This is a genomic window from Micromonospora sp. NPDC053740 (assembly GCF_040677775.1).
In the GTDB taxonomy this organism is placed as follows: Bacteria; Actinomycetota; Actinomycetes; order Mycobacteriales; family Micromonosporaceae; genus Micromonospora; species Micromonospora alfalfae.
The window spans coordinates 215,706-237,839 of the sequence record NZ_JBFASO010000006.1 but is presented as its reverse complement, the minus strand read 5'-3'; the positions used below and the strand labels follow the sequence as shown (position 1 = coordinate 237,839).

Here is a 22,134-nt window from a genome sequence, read left to right as displayed (position 1 = left end):
TCGTCATGGCGGCCTCAGCGACGCGCGGCGGCTCGGGGGCGGCGCAGCGCCATCACGGCGACGATCAGACCGGTGATGATCAGTGCCGCGCCGCCGGGCAGCAGCAGCCTGCCGGTCATCCCGCCGGTGCTCCCCCCGAAGCCGGTCGCCGGACCACGGCTGGGCTGGACGGGGACCTTCTTCACCACCTGGAGCATCGTCGAGGCGGTCTCGCCGTCGCGGCACTCCAGCTTGACCCGGTAGTTGCCGGGGCGGGTGCGCTCGCGGACCATCGGCGCGGCCGTGAGCACCCCGCGCTGCGGCTGCACGCCGACCGCCCCGAAGGCGTCGGAGACCACCGTGGCGCCCACCGAGTTGTCCCGACAACTGGCCCGGATGCCGACCAGGTAACCGGGCTGCACAGTGCTGGGGCTGACCTCGACGAAGATGTCCACCGCCGGCGTCGGTTGGGGCGCTCCGCCGGGCGGCCCTCCGGGCTGCGGCGCAAGCCCGACGGCGACGGCCCGCTCGGGCGCGGCAAGACCGGCGACGGCAGACGGGGACGCAAGAGCGACTGCGGCAGGCGCGGCGAGGGCGGGCGTGGAGGTCAACAGGGGGCCGGCCAGCACGGTCACCAGCGACAGGGTCACGACGCCGCGGGTCACTGTCACGATGCCCCCTCTCGACGCCGTGCGGCCGGGTCGGGCGGTGGAACACCCGACCTGCCGTACCAGTTGGATCCTCTCATTTCCGGTCGCACATCACATCCGATCCGCCGGCGGCGTCGCGTACGCTCGGGTCGCTGTGACAGCCATCGACCATGACCCCGCCGTCCCGCCCGCGAGCCGGACGATCCGCACGTTCCACCCCCGCCGGGGTCGGATGAGCGACCGGCAGACCGACGCGCTGAGCCGGCTCTGGCCCGTGTACGGCCTGGACGTGCCGGACGGACCTGTGCTGCCCGTCGACCTGGCCGACCTGTTCGGTCGCCGGGCGCCGGTGGTGCTGGAGATCGGCTCGGGCATGGGCGACAGCACCGCTGCGATGGCTGCCGCCGACCCGGATCGAGATTATCTGGCGGTGGAGGTGCACACGCCGGGAATCGCCAACCTGCTCGACCTGGTGGAGCGCGGTGACCTGCGCAACGTACGGGTGGCGGAGGGCGACGCGTTGTCACTGGTCAGCGGCTTGTCCGAGGGCGTGTTGGACGCTGTACACATCTTCTTCCCGGACCCGTGGCCGAAGACCCGCCACCACAAGCGGCGGATCATCCAGCCGGCGCACGTGGCGCTGCTGCGGTCCCGGCTGCGGTCCGGCGGCATGCTGCACTGCGCGACCGACTGGGCCGAGTACGCCGAGGCGATGCGGGAGACCCTGGAGGCGGACCCGGAGCTGGTGGACGCGTACGGCGGCTTCGCGCCGCGGCCGGCGCACCGCCCGGTGACGAAGTTCGAGCGACGGGCGATCACGGCCGGTCGGCCGGTCGCCGACCTGCTGTACCGCCGACGGTGACCGGCGAAACGCCCAAACCACAACGCGGCGACGCATTCGGGACGCCCGGACGGGGGTCCGGTGCGGGCCGGGTTGGCGTACCGGGGCATGATCCAGGCACCATGGACAGGCTATGACGCTCACCGCCGCGCTGCCGACAAGCGCCGACCCCGACACCCTCTTCGACGCGTTCGCCGGCTGGGCGAAGGAGCGCGGCCTCGACCTCTACCCCCATCAGGAAGAGGCGGTCATCGAGATCGTCTCCGGCGCCAACCTGATCATGAACACGCCCACCGGCTCGGGTAAGAGCCTGGTGGCGATCGCCGCGCACTTCGCCGCCCTCGCCGACAGCCGGACGACCTTCTACACCGCGCCGATCAAGGCATTGGTGTCGGAGAAGTTCTTCGCGCTCTGCGAGGTCTTCGGCGCCGAGAACGTCGGCATGCTCACCGGCGACGCCAGCGTCAACGCCGACGCCCCGATCATCTGCTGCACCGCGGAGATCCTGGCGAACCTGGCGCTGCGCGAGGGCACGAAGGCCGACGTCGGCCAGGTGATCATGGATGAGTTCCACTTCTACGCCGAGCCCGACCGGGGCTGGGCGTGGCAGGTGCCGATCATCGAGCTGCCGCAGGCCCAGTTCATCCTGATGTCCGCCACCCTGGGGGACACCACCCGCTTCGTCGACGACCTGACCCGGCGCACCGGGCGGCCGACCGCCGTCGTGCGCACTGCGGAGCGGCCGGTCCCGCTCATCTTCTCGTACGCGATGACGCCGCTGCACGAGACGCTGGAGGAGCTGCTGGAGACCAAGCAGGCCCCGGTGTACGTGGTGCACTTCACCCAGGCCGCCGCGCTGGAACGCGCCCAGGCGCTGACCAGCGTCAACGTCTGCACCCGCGCCGAGAAGGACATGATCGCCGAGGCGATCGGTGGTTTCCGGTTCACCGCCGGCTTCGGCAAGACGCTGTCCCGACTGGTCCGGCACGGCATCGGCGTGCACCACGCCGGCATGCTGCCCAAGTACCGCCGCCTGGTGGAGACCCTCGCCCAGGCCGGCCTGCTCAAGGTCATCTGCGGCACCGACACCCTCGGCGTCGGCATCAACGTGCCGATCCGCACTGTGCTGTTCACCGGCCTGTCCAAGTACGACGGGGTCCGTACCCGGCTGCTGAAGAACCGGGAGTTCCACCAGATCGCCGGGCGGGCCGGCCGGGCCGGCTACGACACCATCGGCCGGGTCGTGGTGCAGGCCCCGGAGCACGTCATCGACAACGAGAAGGCTCTCGCCAAGGCCGGTGACGACCCGAAGAAGCGGCGCAAGGTGGTCCGCAAGAAGCCGCCGGAGGGCTCGATCGGCTGGGGCCAGCCCACCTTCGACCGACTCGTCGACGCCGAGCCGGAACCACTGACCTCCAGCTTCCAGGTCAGCCACTCGATGCTGCTCAACGTCATCGGCCGGCCCGGGGACGCGTTCACCGCGATGCGGCACCTGCTCACCGACAACCACGAGGAGCCGGCCGCGCAGCGTCGGCACATCCGTCGGGCGATCGCCATCTACCGGGCCCTGCGTGCCGGCGGGGTCGTCGAGGAGCTGCCCGAGCCGGACGAGACAGGCCGGCGGATCCGGCTCACCGTCGACCTCCAGCTCGACTTCGCCCTCAACCAGCCGCTCTCCCCCCTCGCGCTGGCCACCATCGAGCTGCTCGACGCGGAGTCCCCGTCGTACCCGCTCGACGTGCTGAGCGTGATCGAGTCGATCCTGGACGACCCCCGGCAGATTCTCTCCGCGCAGCAGTTCAAGGCGCGCGGCGAGGCGGTCGCCGCCATGAAGGCAGAGGGCATCGAGTACGAGGCGCGCCTCGAACTGCTCGACGAGGTGACCCACCCGAAGCCCCTGGCCGAGCTGCTGGAGGCCGCGTACGAGATGTACCGGCAGGGTCACCCCTGGGTCGCCGACCACCAGCTCTCCCCCAAGGCCGTCGTCCGCGACATGTACGAGCGGGCCATGACCTTCACCGAGTACGTGCAGTTCTACGGGCTGACCCGCTCGGAGGGTCTCGTCCTGCGCTACCTGGCCGACGCGTACAAGACGCTGCGCCAGACAGTGCCCGAGGACGCCAAGACCGAGGAGCTGATCGACCTCATCGAGTGGTTGGGCGAGCTGGTCCGCCAGGTCGACTCCAGCCTCATCGACGAGTGGGAGCGGCTGCGCAACCCGTCCGACGTGGCCGAGGTCGCCCAGGCGCACGCCGCCCTGACCGATCGGCCACCGGCGGTGACCCGCAACGCGCGGGCGTTCCGGGTGCTGGTGCGCAACGCGCTGTTCCGCCGCGTCGAGTTGGCCGCGCTGCGCCGCTGGGACCTGCTCGCCGAGTTGGACGCCGAGGACGGCTGGGACTACGACGCGTGGGCCGACGCCCTGGCGCCGTACTTCGAGGCGTACGACTCGATCGGGGTCGGGCCGGACGCCCGCGGTCCGGCGCTGCTCATGATCGAGCAGGGCCGGGAGCGGTGGACCGTACGGCAGATCTTCGACGACCCGGACGGCGACCACGACTGGGGCATCAGCGCCGAGATCGACCTGGTGGCCTCGGACGAGGTCGGCGCGGCCGTCGTGCGGATCACCGACGTCGGCCAGCTCTAGCAAGCGCCTCGAAAGGGGGTCGTCCGTACGCCGGACGGCCCCCTTTGTCGCGTCTTCCGCACCCCTTCTTTCGCTGGGCGATGTCAGACCTGTCGATTAGAATGTATGTACTAATCGAGTTCCTGACCTGCAGGATTACGATCCGGGAGGACGCCCGTGACCGCTCCCGCCTCCACACCCCTCACCCCCTACGCCACACTGCTCGGTTTCACCCGCTACGTCGACCGCACCGGCCCCACCAAGGCGACCTTCGTGGGCGGGCTGCGCAAGCAGCGCGCCAGCCGGTCCGGCTTCAACCCGCACGGCCAGTTCGTCAAGGCGCTCAAGGCCGACATCGCCTTCCACACCGGCGGCACGCACCTTGCCGGAGTGGCCGACATCGTCAAGCCACGGTGGCGCCCGCTCTACCAGGCGCTCGTTCCCGGTGCCACTACCTGGCTGCACTCCCTCGGCGAGCCGGCCGCTGTCGATCTCGCCCAGACCCGCGACGCCCTGGCCATGCTGGGCGACCTGCCCGTCAAGATCAACCCCCATTTCGGGGTACGCCACGCCGACGGTCGCGCCGAAGCGGTCCGCCTGCACTTCGACGAGACCCCACCGAGCGAGGAGTCGGTGCTCGCCACCCTGCACCTGATGGCCCGACACATGGACGCTGTGCTCCCGCACGCCGAGCCGGTCCTGGTCGACGTCCGCCGCGGCCTGGCCCACCGCATGCCCACCGACGCCAAGCCCGACCAGATCGAACGATGGCTCTCCGGTGAAGCCGCCGCCTTCCGCGCCATCTGGTCCACCGCCGCCTAACCCGCCCCCACCCTCCACGCCCCACGCCCACGCCCCAACGCCCTCCACGCCTCCACGCCCACGCCCACGCCTCCACGCCCACGCCCACGCCCACGCCCACGCCCCAAACACCCTCCACGCCCACGCCAAACGCACTCCACGCACCACGCCCATGCCGCAGGGGCCACGCGCCAGGCCCATGCCGCACGCGCCACGCGCCGCGCCCCAGGCGCTCCGCGCCACGGCCAATGCGCTCCACGCCCACGCCCCACGCCCACGCGCCACGCACCACGCGCCCGCCCGGCAAGATCGCGCTCGATCCAGGATGTAGTGGCCTCCCGAAAAGCGGAGGCCACTACATCCATGTTCGAGCGCGATCATGGGGATAACGACGCGCATCGGCGCCGGTGTGGTGGCTGTGGTTATCCACAGGGGCAGCGTGACGCGGGGAGGTTCGGCCAGCCTGAGGCCCATGCCGAAAATTCCTCGTCGGCCGCCGCAGTTACGGGGTCGGGTCTTCCGTGGCTCGACCGCCGTCTCGCGAGGCCTACTGACCCGCAATGAGCTACGCAGCTCGGCGTGGCGACCGCTCTTCCGCGACGTCTACGCCGATGCCCAGATCGCGGTCACCCACACCATCAGATGCACCGCCGTCGGACGCTGGCTGGTCCCACCCGGTGCGGCCATCGCAGGACGCGCTGCCGCCGGCCTGTACGGCTGCGGGAAGCCCAACGCGAGCGAGCCGGTCGACGTCCTCGTTCCCGCCGCCAGCCGGATCGGCCCGAGCGCCGGCATCCGGGTCCACCACGGGGAGATCGACTCCGGCGACACCGTGGACCGGGCCGGCGTCACGGTGACCAGCCCGGCGCGTACCTGCTGGGACCTGGCCCGTTGGCTTGATGTGATCGAGGCGGTGGTCGTCATCGACGCCATGCTGGCCAAGCGGCAGACGACCGTGCAGGACCTGCGCGAGTACGCGCTGAGCCGGGCCGGTCGACGCGGCTGGCGATCGCTGCTACGCGCGGTCGACCTCGCCGACGCGGGAGCTGAGTCCCCTCAGGAGTCCCGCACCCGGGTCGGGCTGGTGCTGGCCGGCCTGCCGAGACCGGAGACTCAGTGGGTAGTGGCCGAGCAGGGCCGATTCGTGGCCCGCCTGGATTTGGCCTGGCCGCAGTTCAAGGTCGCGGTGGAGTACGACGGCCTCTGGCACGACGACCCCGAGCAGTTCCATCGGGACCGGCAACGCCTCAACCGACTGCTCGGCGGCGAGTGGATCGTGCTGCACCTGACCGCCAAGCGCCTCCGGGACGACTTCGATGGGTTTCTCGCCGAGGTCCGGGCCGCTCTGCGGGCACGCTCGCGCTCCCCCCGCTGACGATGATCGTGCTCGAACATGGAAGTAGTGGCCTCCCTAGACGGGGAGGCCACTACTTCCTGGATCGAGCACGATCATGAGCCGGGGCGCGGGGTGCGCGGTGCGTGCCGGCGCGCAGGGTGCGCGGTGCATGCCAGCGCGCAGGGTGCGCGGTGCGTGCCGGCAAGCGGGGTGCGCGGGGTGGGCGCCTTCGGGCGCGGGCGGCGCGGGGCAGGGTGTCAGGCGGCCGGGAGGTACTTGGCCAGGTCGTCGAGGATCTTGTTGGCGGCGCCGACGCCGATGCCGGTCATCCAGACCTCGTCGGAGACGGGGTACGCCTTGCCGGCCTTGACCGCGCCGAGGCCCTTCCACAGCGTCCCGCCGGAGACCTTGGTCTGCTCGGCGGCGGCCTTGTCGCCGTACGCGGTCACGAAGATGACGTCACCGTCGACCTCGTTGACCCGCTCGGGGCTGACCAGGTCGAAACGCTTGTCCTCCTTGTTGGCGAGCAGCTGCCGTTCGGGGCGGCCCAGGCCGGTGTCGCCGATGACGATGCCGGAGAACGAGTCCGGGCCGTACACCCGGATGTTGCCGGGCAGGAACCGCACGATGGAGACCTTGCGCGCGGAGGCGTCGCCGAGCGTCGCGCCGAAGTCCTTGGCCCGCTTCTCGTACGTGGCGAGCAGATCCTTGGCCTGCTGCTCGCGGCCGAGTGCCTTGCCGTCGAGGAGGAGGTTGTCCTTCCAGGTGATGCCCACCTTGTCGGTGAACACGGTCGGCGCGATGGCGGCCAGTTCGTCGTAGAACTTCTCCTGGCGGAACTTGCTGCCGAGGATGAGGTCCGGCTTCAGCGCGTTGATCGCCTCCAGGTCGGGCTCGGTGAGCACCCCGACCTCCTTGATGCCGGCGAGCTTGTCCGCGCCGAAGTAGGTGGGCCAGCTCTTCGCCTCACCGGCGGTGGCCGCGCCGACGGGCGTGATGCCCAGCGAGAGCGCCGTGTCGATCTTGTCGGTGTCGAGCACGACGACGCGCTTGGGCTCGGCCGGGACCTTGGTGGTGCCCATGGCGTGGGTGATCTCCCGGGTCTCCCCGGTGGTGGAGCCGGCGACCGGGTCGCTCTCACCGCAGGCGGTGAGGCTGGCGCCGAGGGCGACGGCCGCGACGAGAGCTGCGACGAGACGACGCATCAGAGTCCTTTCGAGGGGTGCGAGCCGGCGAGCGGGTTGGCCGCGTCGCCGGTGGAGGGTCGGGCGTCCGGCACGGACGCCGTCGACGGGGAGTGGTCACCAGCGACGGCCGGAGCCGGAGCGTTACCACCCGTGTACGCGGGAACCACCAGCGGTGCGCCGGTCACCGGACAGGGCACCACCACGCAGGCCAGCCCGAAGACGTCGCGGACCAGGTCGGCGGTGAGGATCTCCCGGGGTGGGCCGGCGGCGACCACTGCGCCGGCCCGCATGGCGACCAGGTGGTCGGCGTAGCGGGCGGCCTGGTTCAGGTCGTGCAGGACGGCGACGACGGTGCGGCCCCGCTCGGAGCGCAGCCGGTGCAGGAGGTCCAGTACCTCCACCTGGTGGGCCAGGTCGAGGAAGGTGGTCGGTTCGTCGAGCAGCAGGGCGTCGGTGTCCTGGGCGAGGGTCATGGCGATCCACACTCGTTGCCGCTGACCGCCGGAGAGGCTGTCCACCGGCCGGTCGGCCAGGTCGGTGACGTCGGCGAGGGCCATCGCCTGGTCCACCGCCGCGCCGTCCTCCGACGACCACTGCCGCCACCACCGCTGGTAGGGCTGTCGGCCGCGCCCGACCAGGTCCGCCACGGTTACGCCCTCGGGCACCAGCGGGCTCTGCGGCAGGACGCCGAGGCGGCGGGCGACCTCCCGGGTCGGCAGGTCGCGGATGGCGGTGCCGTCCAGCAGCACAGTGCCTCGGCGGGGGGTGAGCAGCCGGGCCATCGTGCGCAGCAGGGTGGACTTGCCGCACGCGTTGGGTCCGACGATCACGGTGAACGCGTCGGTGGGCAGGTCGAGGTCGAGCCCGTCGAGCACTGTCCGCTCGTCGTAGCCGGCGACCAGGTCCCGGGTGGAGAGCATCACACGACTCCTTGAGGCGTCACGACGACCGCCGCCGGCCGCGCAGCAGCAGGAAGATCAGGTACGGGCCGCCGATCGCGGCGGTCAGCACACCGGCGGGTAGTTGGGTGGGTGCGAACAGGCGCCTGCCGGCCAGGTCGGCCAGCACCAGCAGGAGGGCGCCGAGCAGCGCCGCGCAGACCAGTGGTGGTCGTTCGGCGCGTACCAGGCGACGGGCCACCTGCGGGGCGACCAGCGCCACGAAGTCGACGGCGCCGACCTGGGCGGTGACCATCGCGGCGACGAGTACGCCGGCGCCGGCGAGGCCGATCCGGCGGGCCACCGGACGCAGCCCGACGCCCCGGGCGGTGTCGTCGTCCAGGGCGGTGCTGTTCAACGCCCAGCCGGCCCAGGCCAGCACCGGCAGCAGCACCAGCAGTGTGCCGGCGATCCAGGCGGCCTCGGTCCAGCCCTTGCCGGCCAGGGTGCCGATCAGCCAGATCTGCGCGCGCAGTCCGTCGATCGGATCGGCGGTGAGCATGACCACCTCGGTGAGCGCCCGGAAGCCGAACGCGACGGCCACCCCGGCGAGCACGAACCGCTGTGCGGCCAGCCCGTGCCGGGCGCCGAGGGCGAACAGCAGCACGGCCGCGAGCAGCCCGCCCACCAGCGCGGTGGGCGCCACCAGCACCGCGGCCATTCCGCTGGTCAGGGCCACTGTCGCGGCCAGGCCGGCGCCCTGGGTGATGCCGATGACGTCCGGGCTGGCGAGGGGGTTGCGGGCCACGCTCTGGATCAGCGTGCCGGCCACGCCGAAGGCGGCGCCGGCCACGGCCGCCAGCACGACCCGCGGCAGCCGAAGATCAAAGACCACGAGGTCGTACGGCGTGCCGGCACCGGAGAGGGCGCGCAGCACGTCGGCCGGGGCGACGTACGGGGTGCCCAGCGAGAGGCTGAGCACCACGGCCAGCAGGAGCAGCACTGTCAGCACGGCGGCCACCAGTACCGCGCGTCGGCGGATCAGCAGGCTGACCGGGCCGATCCGCAGCAGCGACCGCCCGGCCAGCCGGGCACCGTCGGCACCAGGCGGGCCGGCGGGCACGACGGTCGACGAGCCAGCGGACCCAGCCGAGCCGGGCGGGTCAGCGGGGCCAGCCGGGCCGGCAGGGCTGGGCGGGTCAGCGGGGCCGGAGGAACGGCGGGTGGTGGTCACGCGGTCACCACCCGGGCACGGCGGACCAGCACTGCCAGCAGTGGCGCGCCGATCAGCGCGGTGACGATCCCGGCCGGGATCTCGCCGGGTGGGGCGACGAGCCGGCCGACGATGTCGGCGGCGAGCAGCAGCGCCGGCCCGAGCAGTGCGGACACGGCGAGGGTCCAGCGGTGGTCCGCGCCGACCAGGGCGCGGGCCAGGTGCGGCACGGCCAGCCCGACGAATGCGACAGGGCCGGCGGCGGCCACCGCGGCGCCGGTCAGCAGCACGGCGGCCAGGCCGCCACCGAGGCGGACCAGACCGATCCGGTGGCCGAGACCACGGGCCACGTCGTCGCCGAGGGCCAGCGCGTCCAGGCCCCGGGCCACCAGGGCGGCCAGCACCAGGCCGGCGAGGACGAACGGCAGCACCTGCGCGGCGACAGACAGGTCCCGGCCGGCCAGCCCGCCGACCACCCAGAAGCGGTACTCCTCGAAGGTGCGGGCGTCGATGCTGAGGAGCGCGTACACCCCGGAGGCCAGGCTGGCGTCGAGCGCCGCGCCGACCAGCGCGAGGGTCACCGGGCTGGCGCCCTCGCGGGCGCGGGTGGCGATGGCGAAGACCAGCAGCCCGGCGATCAGGGCCCCGGCGATGCCGAACCAGACATAGCCGGCGAGCGTGCCGACGCCGAACACGGAGATCGCGAGCACCACACCGAACGACGCGCCCGCGCTGATGCCGAGGATGCGCGGCTCGGCGAGGGGGTTGCGGGTGAGCGCCTGGAACAGCACCCCGGCCACGGCGAGCGCGAGCCCGACGGCGAGGCCGAGCGCGGTCCGGGGCATCCGCAACTCACGGACGATGGTGCTGGCGTCGCCGCCGTCCGGCGCGACGAGCGCGTGCCAGACCTGGTCGACGCCGAGTTGTCGGCTGCCGAGCGCGAAGCTGGCCAGCACTGTGAGCAGCAGCACCAGTGCGGCCCCGACGGTGACAGCGACTCGCCGACCGGTGCGGGTGCCGGGCCGGTTGCGGGCCGGGGTCGGCCGGGTGGCGAGGGTGGTCACGAATCTCCTGCACGTCCATGCTTAGGTTCGCCTAACCTTAGCCGAGCTGCAGAAAGGGGCCTAACTGGCGTCTGTCGATACCGTCCCGGGCTCCGTTGGTGCGCCCCGCGAGCCACCGTCCCCGGCCGCCGCGGCACCGCGTGGCAGGACGTTCAGCGGCCGCATCATCTCGTTGTCCTCGTGCTCCAGCAGGTGGCAGTGCCAGGCGTAGCGACCCGGCAGGTCGAAGTGCGCCTTGATCCGGGTCACCTCCCACGGGTACGCGAGCACCGTGTCCATCCACCCCCGCTCCCCCGAGCCCGGCAGCGACCGGCCCGAACGCCCCCGGCCGAGCAGCTCGAACTGGACCTGGTGCAGGTGGACCGGGTGCACGTGCCGGGTGAAGTTGCGCACCTCCCACACCTCGGTGTCGCCGAGGACGGGCTGCTCGGTCACCGGGTCGCTCCAGCGCAACGGCAGACCCCGGCCGCGCTCGTCGAGGACACCCAGCAGCATGATCATCGACCCGCCGGACATCCGCTCGTTGAGCGACAACCGGCGTACCCGCTGGGCCGGGCCGAGGCGCGGGTGTGACGGCAGCCGTAGCTGCTCCGGTGGCACGCTCGAATCCGCGCCGGCCGCCTCGGTGACCACGAAGCGCAGCACCTGCCCGGTGGTGTGCGGGTCGGCGGGGTCGAAGTCCACCCCGGGCCGACCGCCTGCGTACATCCCGTCCGGCCCTTCGTTGACCAGGTACAGCTCGGTGCCGACCGGAACGTCGGTGAAGTCGACGATCGCGTCGACCCGCTGGGCCGGGCCGAGTGCCACGCGTTCGTGCGGCACCGGTTCGGGCAGGAGACCGCCGTCGCTGCCGATCTGCCAGACCGGCAGCACCGGCCGGGCCGGCCGTGCGGTGGCGTTCGCGGCCACGCTGAGCAGCAGGAAGCGGCTGTTGCAGGCGTTGAGCAGCCGGAACCGGTAGCGCCGACGCTGGACCGTCAGCGAGGGCCAGGTGCGGCCGTTGACCACGATCGTGGAGCCGGAGAACCCGGGCACCGAGGTCGGTGGCCCGTCGCCGCCGCCGGAGTACCTCTTTGGATAGCGCAGTTCACCGTCGGCGGTGAAGCTGCGATCCTGGATCATCAGCGGAATGTCGCGGTACGAGATGTTCGGCGCATCGACGCGGGTCGGCGCCGGGCCGGGCAGCACCCCCTCCGGCGGTTCGTCCCCACCACCGAGCAGGTAGAACCCTGCCGACCCGGCGTAGACGTTCTCCCGGGTGAGCCCGAGCACGTGGTCGTGGTACCAGAGGGTGCACGGCCGCTGGTCGTTCGCGTACTCGAAGGTGGCCGAGCCCGGCGCCCAGCGCAGGCCGGACCGCTCGGCGAAGCGGGACCGGAACTCCCGGTACGCGCTGCCGGAAACGGCGAAGTCGGGCGGCAGGTCACGGGCGGCCGGCAGGTACCACGCCTCGGAGTGTCCGTCGCTCTCCTGCGTGCTGTGCGCACCGTGCAGGTGCACCACCTGGGGCACCGGGCCGCGATAGCCCTGCGGACTGCCGTCCCACTGCCCGTGGTGGTCCCGGTGCTCGATGCCACCGGCCGGGTTGGCCCAGTGCACTGTGGGGTCCACCGGCAGCAGGTGCGGCAGGTAGTCGCCCCGCTCGTCGACGAGCTGGTTGACCCAGGTCACCCGCACCGGGCGGCCCACCCGCGCCATGATGGTGGGCGCCGGGTAGCCGAAGCTGCCCGGATGCGCCGTGGAGCCGTAACCCCACACTGTGGTGCGCGGCCACGACGGCGGCAGGATCTGCTGGCGGAACTGTCGCACAGCGATCTCGTACGTGTCGCGCTCGGGATCGGTCGCCACCGTCGGCATGGCCGGGGGGATCCGCAGCGGCGTGACGTACTTCGGGATGTCCCGGGCGTCCAGCAGCGCGGCCGCGGCGAGCGCTCGGCCCGAGGCCGCCCAGCCCGCCGGGATCAGCGCCGCCGCGCCGCCGGTGGCGCCGGCCGCGAGCAGCCCACGTCTGGTGACCATGCCGCACCTCCCAATCGCTTCGAACCTCGATATGAGAATGAGATTCGCGGACGACCACAGGACGGACAGATGGCAGATGACACCCAGAAGAGGGACATTCCCCTCATAGGGTGGGGACATGCGATTCGACCAGCACACGGTCGTCCTGCTGAGCCGGCCGTCGGACCCGCCGGAGCTGCCGCAGGACGCGATCGACCGGTTGCGGGACGCGCACCTGGCCCACCAGGCGGGCCTCGTGCAGCAGGGGCTGGTGCTCGCCGCCGGACCGTTCCTGCACCCCGACGACGAGCAGCTGCGTGGTTTCGTGGTGCTGTCCATCGCCCCGGACGAGGCGCGCGGGCTGTTCGCCAACGACCCCGCCGTGCGGGCCGGTCACCTTGTCGCGCGGGTCACGTCGTGGCTGCTCCCGGAGGGCACCCTGCGGTTCGAGAGCGTGCCGGTGCCGCAGTCGATGCTGGAGGCGGCCTCCGGGGACTGACCGGTCAGCCGGCCGAGCCGCTGCCAGCCTCCGCCGACAACTCACCGAGTGGGACCACCCGCAGGGCGTCCATCGGGCCGACGATCACCCGCAGTTGCGGGAAGTGGTCCCGCAGCACCTGCCGGCACCGGTCACAGGGCGCGACGACCTCGCGGCCACGGTCGGCGACAGTGACGATCGTCTCCAGCGCGGTGACGCCCTGCGTGGCGGCCGTGCCGATCACGACAAGTTCGGCGCAGGCACCCCCGGTGGCGTGCTGGACGTTCACGCCGGTGAAGACCCGCCCGTCCGCGGTCCGGGCCGCCGACGCGACAGTGTGGTGCTGGCTGCGGCAGCGCAGCTTGGAGACCGCCGTGGCGGCCTGCACCAACGCGCGGTCGGTGTCGCGCATCTCCATCCGGCTCCCCCAGCGCTCGACGTCGGCCGCCAACTCTAGGGCCCGGTCGTGGCCGTCGAGGGACCGGAGGTGGCCGTCGGAGAGCCGGCCGCTCGGTAACCCAGGGGCGGTGCGCCGCCGGGCTGCCTATCCTTGGGCACGACATGCAGAATCCAACCGCCCCAGTCGCGTCCGACCCCGTTCGCGAGCTGCACAGCCGCCTCACACCTCTGATGTTCCGCGACCAGCGCCGGCTCCAGCGGCGACTGGACGGTGCCCGCAGGCTGCGCGACCCGCAGCGTCGGGAGGCGGCGCTGACCGAGATCACCGCCGACCTGGTCCGGGCCGAGCAGCGGCTCGCCGCCCGGCAGGCGGCGGTGCCCGTGATCACGTACCCGGTGGGTCTGCCGGTCAGTGAGCGCAAGGACGACATCGCCGCTGCCATCCGCGATCACCAGGTGGTGATCGTGGCGGGCGAGACCGGCTCCGGCAAGACCACCCAGATCCCCAAGATCTGTCTGGAGCTGGGGCGCGGGGTGCACGGCCTGATCGGGCACACCCAGCCCCGGCGGTTGGCCGCCCGGACGGTTGCCGACCGGATCGCCGACGAACTGGGCACCGAGTTGGGCGACGTGGTCGGCTACAAGGTGCGCTTCACCGACCAGGTGAGCGAGCGCAGCCTGGTGAAGCTGATGACCGACGGCATCCTGCTGGCCGAGTTGCAGACCGACCGGATGCTGCGCCAGTACGACACGCTGATCATCGACGAGGCGCACGAGCGCAGCCTCAACATCGACTTCATCCTCGGGTACCTGCGGGAGCTGTTGCCCCGACGACCCGACCTCAAGGTGATCATCACCTCGGCGACCATCGAGACCGACCGGTTCGCCAGGCACTTCGCCGGGCCGCCCACCGCCGACGAGCCCGACGGCGTGCCAGCGCCGGTGGTCGAGGTCTCGGGGCGCACCTACCCGGTGGAGGTGCGCTACCGGCCCCTCGTCGAGCTCGCCGAGGGCGAGGAGGACGGCGACGGCGACGAGGAGACCGTCCGCGACCAGATCCAGGCGATCGGCGACGCCGTCGAGGAGCTGGCGGCCGAGGGCCCTGGCGACATCCTGGTCTTCCTCAGCGGTGAGCGGGAGATCCGGGACACCGCCGACGCGCTGGGCAAGCTGGTGCAGAAGAAGCGGACGCTACTCGGCACCGAGATCCTGCCGCTGTACGCGCGGCTCTCCTCCGCCGAGCAGCACCGGGTCTTCGCCGCGCACTCCTCGCGCCGGGTGGTGCTCGCCACCAACGTCGCGGAGACCTCGCTGACAGTGCCCGGCATCAAGTACGTGGTGGACCCAGGCACCGCTCGCATCTCCCGGTACTCCAGCCGACTCAAGGTGCAGCGGCTGCCCATCGAGCCGATCTCCCAGGCGTCGGCCAACCAGCGCAAGGGTCGGTGCGGCCGTACCTCGGACGGCATCTGCATCCGCCTCTACGACGAGCAGGACTTCGGATCCCGCCCCGAGTTCACCGACCCGGAGATCCTGCGCACCAACCTGGCGTCGGTCATCCTCCAGATGACAGCGATCGGGCTCGGCGACCTCGCGGCGTTCCCGTTCATCGACCCACCGGACAAGCGCAACATCACCGACGGCGTCAACCTGCTGCACGAGCTGGGCGCGTTGGACCCGACCGAGGCCGACCCGGCGAAGCGGCTCACAGCGCTCGGCCGGCGGCTGGCCCAGTTGCCTGTCGACCCGCGCCTGGCCCGGATGGTGGTCGAGGGCGAACGCAATGGCTGCGCCACCGAGGTGCTGGTGATCGCCGCCGCGCTCTCCATCCAGGACCCGCGGGAGCGACCGGCGGAGAAGCAGGCCCAGGCCGACCAGGCGCACGCCCGGTTCGCCGACAAGGAGTCCGACTTCGTCGCGTACCTCAACCTGTGGCGCTACCTGCGCGAGCAGCAGCGGGAGCTGTCCTCCAGCGCGTTCCGCCGGATGTGCAAGGCGGAGTACCTGAACTACCTGCGGATCCGCGAGTGGCAGGACATCGTCAGCCAGCTGCGCCAGGTGTTGCGTACCCCGACTGACGGCGATCGGCGTGGTGGGCGGCCGGCGCGCGACAGCTCGGACGACGCGGACGCCGGCCGGGGTCGCCGGGGTGGCGCGGACCTGCCGGAGGAGATCGACACCCCGAAGGTGCACCAGTCGCTGCTGCCCGGCCTGTTGTCGCACATCGGCCTCAAGGACGCCCAGAAACACGAGTACCTGGGGGCGCGGGGCGCGAAATTCGCGGTCTTCCCCGGCTCGGCGCTGTTCAAGAAGCCGCCGCGCTGGGTGATGGCCGCCGAGTTGGTGGAGACGTCCCGGCTGTGGGGGCGCATCGCCGGCCGGGTCGAGCCGGAGTGGGTCGAGCCGCTGGCGCAGCACCTGGTCAAGCGCAGCTACAGCGAACCGCACTGGGAGAAGAAGCAGGCCGCGGTGATGGCCTACGAGAAGGTCACCCTGTACGGCGTCCCGCTGGTCGCCTCCCGCAAGGTCACCTTCGGGCGGATCGACCCGACCCTGAGCCGGGAGCTGTTCATCAGGCACGCCCTCGTCGAGGGTGACTGGCAGACCCACCACCAGTTCTGGGCGGACAACAAACGACTGCTCACCGAGATTGAGGAGCTGGAGAGCCGGGCCCGACGCCGCGACATCCTGGTCGACGACGAGACCATCTTCGGCTTCTACGACCAGCGGATCCCGGCCGACGTGTCCTCCGGCCGGCACTTCGACAGCTGGTGGAAGAAGACCCGGCGCGAGCAACCCGACCTGCTCACCTTCACCCGCGACCTGCTGATCAACGACGGCCGACCGGGGGTGGACGAGGACGACTACCCGGACGAGTGGCAGGCCGACGGGGTGAGCCTGCCGCTGACCTACCGGTTCGAGCCGGGCACGCCCGACGACGGCGTCACAGTGGACATCCCGCTGCCGCTGCTCAACCAGGTGCCGGCGGAGACCTTCGACTGGCAGGTGCCGGGGTTGCGCGAGGAGACGGTGATCGCGCTGATCCGCTCGCTGCCCAAGGCGATCCGCCGCAACTTCGTCCCGGTGCCGGACTACGCCCGGGCCGCCCTGGCGGCGATCACCCCCGGCGAGGAGTCGCTGCTGGACGCGCTCACCCGTCAGCTGCGCCGGATGACCGGTGTGACGGTGCCCCGCGACGCCTGGGAGCCGGGCAGGCTACCGGCGCACCTGCGGGTGACCTTCCGGATCCTCGGCGACGACGAGAAGCCGGTCGCCGAGGGCAAGGACCTGCCGGCCCTGCAACGCCAACTCCGCCAGGAGGTACGCCAGGTGGTGGCGGCCGCCGCACCGGAGATCGCCCGCACCGGGTTGCGCGAGTGGAGCATCGGCACGCTGCCCCGGACCATCGAGCAGGTCCGCGCCGGTTACGCGGTCACCGCGTACCCGGCGCTGGTCGACGAGGGCGCCACGGTCGGGGTGAAGGTGTTCGACTCCCCCGCCGAGGCGGAGGCGGCGCACTGGGCCGGCACCCGCCGGCTGCTGCGGCTCACAGTGCCGTCCCCGGCGCGGTTCCTGCAGGGGCGGCTGGACAACGAGGCGAAGCTGGCGTTGAGTCGCAACCCGCACGGCGGCGTGCAGGAGTTGATCGAGGACGCGGCGGGCGCCGCCATCGACCGGCTGATCGGTCTGGCGGGCGGGCCGGCGTGGGACGGCGACGGCTTCGCGGCTCTGCGCGAGAAGGTCCGCGCCGACCTGGTCGACACCGTCGTCGAGGTGATGGAGCGGGTCCGCAAGGTCCTCGCCGCCGCGTACGCCGTCGAGCAGCGGCTCGGTGCGACCCGCAACCTCGCCGTGGTGGCGGCGCTGGCCGACATCCGCAACCAGCTCGCCGGGTTGGTGCACGCCGGTTTCATCACCGAGACCGGGTATGCGCGCCTGCCCGACCTGCTGCGCTACCTCACCGCCATCGAGCGTCGACTGGAACGGCTGGGCGGCAACCCGCAGCGGGACCGCCAGCAGCAGGACCGGATCGCCGTGGTGCAGAAGGAGTACGCCGACCTGCTCGCCAACCTGTCGCCGGCCCGCCGCCAGGAGTCGGCCGTCCGGCAGATCCGCTGGATGATCGAGGAGCTGCGGGTGAACGTCTTCGCCCAGGCGCTGGGCACCCCGTACCCCGTCTCCGAGCAGCGGATCTACCGGGCGATGGACGACGCCGAGGGCCGCTGACCGAGCCCGGTCGGGGGTCAGGTCAGTGGCTCGACGCCTGGGGGCAGTTCGCTGAGGTCGATCGCCGACTGGATGTAGTCGAGCAGGATGCGCCGAAGCTCCCGACCGGCGTGGGTGGGTACGACGTCGCGCCGACGGGCCACCGCTATGGTCCGCCGCACCCCGGGCGGGGCGAGCGGGGTGATCCGCACGCCCGGCCGGCGGGCCAGCACGATGCCGGGCACGAGAGCGATGCCGAGCCCCGCCTCGACGAAGCTGAGCACCGCGTCCATCTCGCCGCCGTCCACGGCGAAGGTGGGTTCGAAGCCCGCCTCCCGACACGCCTGGATGGTCGCGTCGCGCAGGTCGTACCCCTCCCGGAACATCACCATCGGCTGGTCCCGCAGGTCGGTGATGCGCAGCTCCCCTGTCGTCGACGCGGTCGCCACCTCCCCCACCGAGGCCACCACCAGGCTCTCCCGCAGGATCGGGTCGACCCGCAGCCCCGGGTCGGCCCCCTGTGCCGGCATGATGATCAGGGCCAGGTCGAGGTCGCCGCGGAGCAGGTCGCGGACCAGGTCCTGGGAGCCGCCCTCCTCGACGCGCAGGTCGATGGTGGGGTGCGCGTCGCGGAAGCGGCGCAGCACCGGCGGGGCGAGTGAGGTGGCCAGACTGGGGGTGGCCCCGAGGCGGACGCGGCCCCGGCGCAGCCCGACCAGTTCCTGGACCTCCCGGGTCGCTGTCTCCACGTCGGCGAGGATCCGGGTGGCCAACGGCAGCAGCACCTCACCCGCCGCGGTGAGCGCGATGTTGCCCCTTAGCCGCTCGAACAGTGGGGCTCCGAGGTCGGCCTCCAGAGCGTGAATTTGCTTACTGAGAGAAGGCTGAGTGATGCCCACCAGGTCGGCGGCTTGGGTGAAATGTCGTACTTCGGCCACCGCGACGAAGTACCGGAGCTGATGGAGCTGCATCTAAATAGCTTACGGCTATCAACACTGCGAGTTTGATGCATTGGACGACTGATCGAAGTGCTCCTAGCGTCGGTCCTGTGGTAATCACGAAGACTCGGTCGCCCATCCGCTCGAACGTCGGCCTCAAGGCCGTCATGGCGGTGACGGGCATCCTGCTGGCGCTGTTCCTCATCGCCCACATGCTCGGCAACCTCAAGGTGTTCACGGGGGAAACCTCGTTCGACCACTACGCGCACTGGCTGCGCGACATCGGCAAGCCACTGCTGCCCGGCGTCTGGTTCCTCTGGATCCTGCGCACCGTGCTGGTGGTGGCTGTCGTCGCCCACATCGTGGCCGCCACAGTGCTGGCCCGGCGGGCCCGAGCCGCCCGGCCGGTCAAGTACGCCCACCGCAAAAAGGTCAACGGCAGCTACGCGGCCCGCACGATGCGCTGGGGTGGCGTGATCATCCTGCTCTTCGTGATCTACCACCTGCTGGACCTGACCACGGGGACGCTGAACCCGGTCGGCAACGAGAGCAAGCCGTACGGCAACGTCGTCGCCGACTTCGCCCCGGAGCGCTGGTACGTCACGCTCTTCTACACGCTGGCCATCCTCGCGGTGGGCTTCCACCTGCGCCACGGCGCGTTCAGCGCGTTCCGCAGCCTCGGCCAGCAGACGCCACGCGGCGAGCGCAGGGCGCGAACCGCGGCTCTGATCTTCGCCGTGCTGCTCTGCGCCGGGTACCTGGTGGTCCCGTTCGCCGTACTCACCGGATTGGTGTCCTGACATGGAACTCTTCACCGAGGGCGACCCGCTCGCCGACACCAAGGCTCCCGCCGGCCCGGTCGAGAAGCGTTGGGAGACCCGGCGCTTCGAGGCCAAGCTGGTAAACCCCGCCAACCGCCGCAAGATGACGGTGATCGTGGTCGGCACCGGTCTGGCCGGCGGCTCCGCCGCCGCGACCCTGGCCGAGCAGGGCTACCACGTCAAGTCCTACTGCTACCAGGACAGCCCACGCCGGGCGCACTCCATCGCGGCGCAGGGCGGCATCAACGCGGCGAAGAACTACCGCAACGACGGTGACTCCGTGCACCGGCTCTTCTACGACACCGTCAAGGGCGGCGACTTCCGCTCCCGGGAGTCGAACGTGCACCGGCTCGCCGAAGTGTCGGTCAACATCATCGACCAGTGCGTCGCCCAGGGGGTGCCGTTCGCCCGCGAGTACGGCGGCCTGCTGGACACCCGCTCCTTCGGTGGCGCCCAGGTGCAGCGCACCTTCTACGCCCGGGGCCAGACGGGCCAGCAACTGCTGCTCGGCGCGTACCAGGCCCTGGAGCGGCAGATCGGCCTGGGCAACGTGGAGATGAACGCCCGGCACGAGATGCTGGAGCTGGTCCTGGTGGACGGCAAGGCCCGGGGCATCGTGGTCCGGGACTTGGTCACCGGCGAGATCAGCACCGAGATGGCCGACGCCGTGGTGCTCGCCTCCGGCGGCTACGGCAACGTCTTCTACCTCTCCACCAACGCCAAGGGCTGCAACGTCACCGCCACCTGGCGCGCGCACCGCAAGGGCGCGTACTTCGCCAACCCGTGCTACACGCAGATCCACCCGACCTGCATCCCGGTCTCCGGCGACCACCAGTCGAAGCTGACCCTGATGAGCGAGTCGCTGCGCAACGACGGCCGGGTCTGGGTGCCGAAGACCAAGGGTGACGACCGCAGCCCGAAGGACATTCCGGAGGACGAGCGGGACTACTACCTGGAGCGGATCTACCCCTCCTTCGGCAACCTGGTCCCCCGCGACATCGCCTCCCGCGCCGCGAAGAACGTGTGCGACGAGGGTCGGGGCGTCGGGCCGACCAAGCTCGGCGTCTACCTCGACTTCGCCGACGCGATCGGCCGGCTGGGCCGCAAGGCCATCGAGGCCAAGTACGGCAACCTCTTCGAGATGTACGAGCGGATCACCGGCGAGGACCCGTACGAGGTGCCGATGCGCATCTACCCCGCCGTGCACTACACGATGGGCGGCCTGTGGGTCGACTACGACCTCCAGTCGAACATCCCCGGCCTGTTCGTGATCGGCGAGGCGAACTTCTCCGACCACGGCGCGAACCGGCTCGGCGCCTCGGCGCTGATGCAGGGCCTCGCCGACGGCTACTTCGTGCTGCCCACCACCATCGCCAACTACCTGGCCTCCGGTCCGCTCGAGAAGGTCGACGCCAGCCACCCGGCGGCCGTCGAGGCGCGCACCGACGTCGAGGACCGCGTCCAGCGGCTGCTCGCTGTCAACGGCGACCGGACCGTGGACTCGTTCCACAGGGAACTGGGCCAGATCATGTGGGAACACTGCGGCATGGAGCGCAGCGAGGCCGGGCTGCGCAAGGCGATCGACGAGATCCGTGCCCTGCGCGAGCAGTTCTGGCAGCGGGTGAAGGTGTCCGGCACCGGCGAGGAACTCAACCAGTCGCTGGAGAAGGCCGGCCGGGTGGCCGACTTCTTCGAGCTGGCCGAGTTGATGTGCATCGACGCCCTGCACCGCGAGGAGTCCTGCGGCGGCCACTTCCGGGCCGAGCACCAGACCCCCGACGGTGAGGCGCAGCGCGACGACGACCGGTTCGCGTACGTGGCGGCCTGGGAGTTCACCGCCGACGGCGAGCCCTCGGTGCTGCACAAGGAAGACCTGAAGTTCGAATACGTCCACCCCACGCAGCGGAGCTACAAGTGAACCTGACCCTGCGCATCTGGCGCCAGAAGGGCCCTGAGGACAAGGGTCGGATGGTGACCTACCCGGTCGACGACGTGTCCCCGGACATGTCGTTCCTGGAGATGCTCGACGTGCTCAACGAGCGGCTGATCCTCGCGGGCGAGGACCCGGTGGCGTTCGACCACGACTGCCGCGAGGGCATCTGCGGCATGTGCGGCCTGATGATCAACGGCGACGCGCACGGGCCGCAGCGCGGCACCACCGCCTGCCAACTGCACATGCGGCAGTTCACCGACGGCGAGACCATCGACATCGAGCCGTGGCGGGCCAGCGCCTTCCCGGTGGTCAAGGACCTGGTCGTCAACCGGAGCGCCTTCGACCGGATCATCGCCGCTGGCGGCTACGTCACCGCGCCGACCGGCAGCGCCCCCGAAGCCCACTCCACCCCGGTGGCCAAGGCCAACGCCGACGCCGCCTTCGAGTCGGCGGCCTGCATCGGCTGCGGCGCCTGCGTGGCAGCCTGCCCGAACGGCTCCGGCATGCTCTTCACCGCCGCCAAGCTCACCCAGCTCTCGCTGCTGCCGCAGGGCCAGCCCGAGCGCTACACCCGGGTGATCGGCATGGTCGACGCGCACGACGAGGCCGGCTTCGGCGGCTGCACCAACGCCGGCGAATGCACCCCGGCCTGCCCGAAGGGCATCCCGCTGAACACCATCGGCCGGCTCAACCGCGACTACCTCGCGGCCACCGCCAAGGGAGCCAACAACACCCCCGGTTCCTGAGGTCCACCGCACCACGCCAGACCGCCGTACCCCGCGCTCT

At 71.5% G+C, this 22,134-nt stretch carries 17 protein-coding genes; 9 read left to right on the top strand and 8 right to left on the bottom strand.

Translation table 11 applies throughout. The annotated features are described in order from the left end of the window. Positions 1-14: 14 nt before the first annotated feature. Positions 15-653, bottom strand: a complete 639-nt coding sequence (locus tag AB0K35_RS18185) for a hypothetical protein (protein ID WP_238669950.1) — start codon at positions 651-653, stop codon at positions 15-17. Between the two features lie 208 nt (positions 654-861). Between AB0K35_RS18185 and trmB the strand changes: the two genes are divergently transcribed. From trmB to AB0K35_RS18165, 4 genes are all read left to right on the top strand, one after another. Next, positions 862-1,491 (top strand): tRNA (guanosine(46)-N7)-methyltransferase TrmB, encoded by a 630-nt coding sequence (trmB, locus tag AB0K35_RS18180; RefSeq protein ID WP_363886577.1) that lies wholly within the window; start codon positions 862-864, stop codon positions 1,489-1,491. Positions 1,492-1,603: 112 nt separating this feature from the next. Next, entirely contained in the window at positions 1,604-4,117 is a 2,514-nt protein-coding gene (locus AB0K35_RS18175; protein ID WP_357287196.1) for a DUF3516 domain-containing protein, read from the top strand. A gap of 156 nt (positions 4,118-4,273) precedes the next feature. Further along, positions 4,274-4,918: a hypothetical protein gene (locus AB0K35_RS18170; RefSeq protein ID WP_238669877.1), complete on the top strand. Its 645-nt coding sequence runs from the start codon at positions 4,274-4,276 to the stop codon at positions 4,916-4,918. Positions 4,919-5,369: 451 nt separating this feature from the next. Next, positions 5,370-6,272 (top strand): hypothetical protein, encoded by a 903-nt coding sequence (locus AB0K35_RS18165; protein WP_363886391.1) that lies wholly within the window; start codon positions 5,370-5,372, stop codon positions 6,270-6,272. Between the two features lie 218 nt (positions 6,273-6,490). Here AB0K35_RS18165 and AB0K35_RS18160 read toward each other — a convergent pair whose 3' ends face one another. Genes AB0K35_RS18160 through AB0K35_RS18140 form a run of 5 tightly spaced genes read right to left on the bottom strand, consistent with a single transcriptional unit; the run spans position 6,491 to position 12,594 of the window. Further along, positions 6,491-7,438: an iron-siderophore ABC transporter substrate-binding protein gene (locus tag AB0K35_RS18160; protein WP_238672014.1), complete on the bottom strand. Its 948-nt coding sequence runs from the start codon at positions 7,436-7,438 to the stop codon at positions 6,491-6,493. Beyond that, positions 7,438-8,340 (bottom strand): ABC transporter ATP-binding protein, encoded by a 903-nt coding sequence (locus tag AB0K35_RS18155; protein WP_363886388.1) that lies wholly within the window; start codon positions 8,338-8,340, stop codon positions 7,438-7,440. Before AB0K35_RS18155 ends, AB0K35_RS18160 begins: the two co-directional genes overlap by 1 nt. Before the next feature lie 19 nt (positions 8,341-8,359). Further along, a complete protein-coding gene (locus AB0K35_RS18150; protein ID WP_238672012.1) occupies positions 8,360-9,532 on the bottom strand; it encodes an iron ABC transporter permease in 1,173 nt (390 codons plus the stop codon). Further along, entirely contained in the window at positions 9,529-10,575 is a 1,047-nt protein-coding gene (locus AB0K35_RS18145; protein WP_238672011.1) for an iron ABC transporter permease, read from the bottom strand. The genes AB0K35_RS18150 and AB0K35_RS18145 overlap by 4 nt, the downstream gene beginning before the upstream one ends. 60 nt (positions 10,576-10,635) lie before the next feature. Then, positions 10,636-12,594 (bottom strand): multicopper oxidase domain-containing protein, encoded by a 1,959-nt coding sequence (locus AB0K35_RS18140; RefSeq protein ID WP_363886386.1) that lies wholly within the window; start codon positions 12,592-12,594, stop codon positions 10,636-10,638. Positions 12,595-12,712: 118 nt separating this feature from the next. Here AB0K35_RS18140 and AB0K35_RS18135 point away from each other — a divergent pair, with 118 nt between their 5' ends. Beyond that, positions 12,713-13,072: a YciI family protein gene (locus tag AB0K35_RS18135; protein WP_357283676.1), complete on the top strand. Its 360-nt coding sequence runs from the start codon at positions 12,713-12,715 to the stop codon at positions 13,070-13,072. Between the two features lie 4 nt (positions 13,073-13,076). Here the strand turns inward: AB0K35_RS18135 and AB0K35_RS18130 are convergent, their stop codons facing one another. Continuing rightward, the gene (locus tag AB0K35_RS18130) at positions 13,077-13,469 is read right to left on the bottom strand and encodes a cytidine deaminase (protein WP_238672008.1); all 393 of its coding nucleotides are present in this window, start codon (positions 13,467-13,469) and stop codon (positions 13,077-13,079) included. Between the two features lie 143 nt (positions 13,470-13,612). Between AB0K35_RS18130 and hrpA the strand changes: the two genes are divergently transcribed. Next, a complete protein-coding gene (hrpA, locus tag AB0K35_RS18125; RefSeq protein WP_238672007.1) occupies positions 13,613-17,677 on the top strand; it encodes an ATP-dependent RNA helicase HrpA in 4,065 nt (1,354 codons plus the stop codon). Between the two features lie 17 nt (positions 17,678-17,694). Here hrpA and AB0K35_RS18120 read toward each other — a convergent pair whose 3' ends face one another. Then, the gene (locus tag AB0K35_RS18120) at positions 17,695-18,627 is read right to left on the bottom strand and encodes a LysR family transcriptional regulator (protein WP_238672006.1); all 933 of its coding nucleotides are present in this window, start codon (positions 18,625-18,627) and stop codon (positions 17,695-17,697) included. Positions 18,628-18,710: 83 nt separating this feature from the next. Here AB0K35_RS18120 and AB0K35_RS18115 point away from each other — a divergent pair, with 83 nt between their 5' ends. Genes AB0K35_RS18115 through AB0K35_RS18105 form a run of 3 tightly spaced genes read left to right on the top strand, consistent with a single transcriptional unit; the run spans position 18,711 to position 22,094 of the window. Continuing rightward, complete coding sequence (locus AB0K35_RS18115) at positions 18,711-19,394, top strand: succinate dehydrogenase cytochrome b subunit (RefSeq protein WP_308193583.1); 684 nt, start codon at positions 18,711-18,713, stop codon at positions 19,392-19,394. A 1-nt stretch (position 19,395) separates the two neighbouring features. Next, positions 19,396-21,333: a fumarate reductase/succinate dehydrogenase flavoprotein subunit gene (locus AB0K35_RS18110; RefSeq protein WP_238672005.1), complete on the top strand. Its 1,938-nt coding sequence runs from the start codon at positions 19,396-19,398 to the stop codon at positions 21,331-21,333. Continuing rightward, a complete protein-coding gene (locus AB0K35_RS18105) occupies positions 21,330-22,094 on the top strand; it encodes a succinate dehydrogenase/fumarate reductase iron-sulfur subunit (protein WP_238672004.1) in 765 nt (254 codons plus the stop codon). Before AB0K35_RS18110 ends, AB0K35_RS18105 begins: the two co-directional genes overlap by 4 nt. The last annotated feature ends 40 nt before the right edge of the window (positions 22,095-22,134 follow it).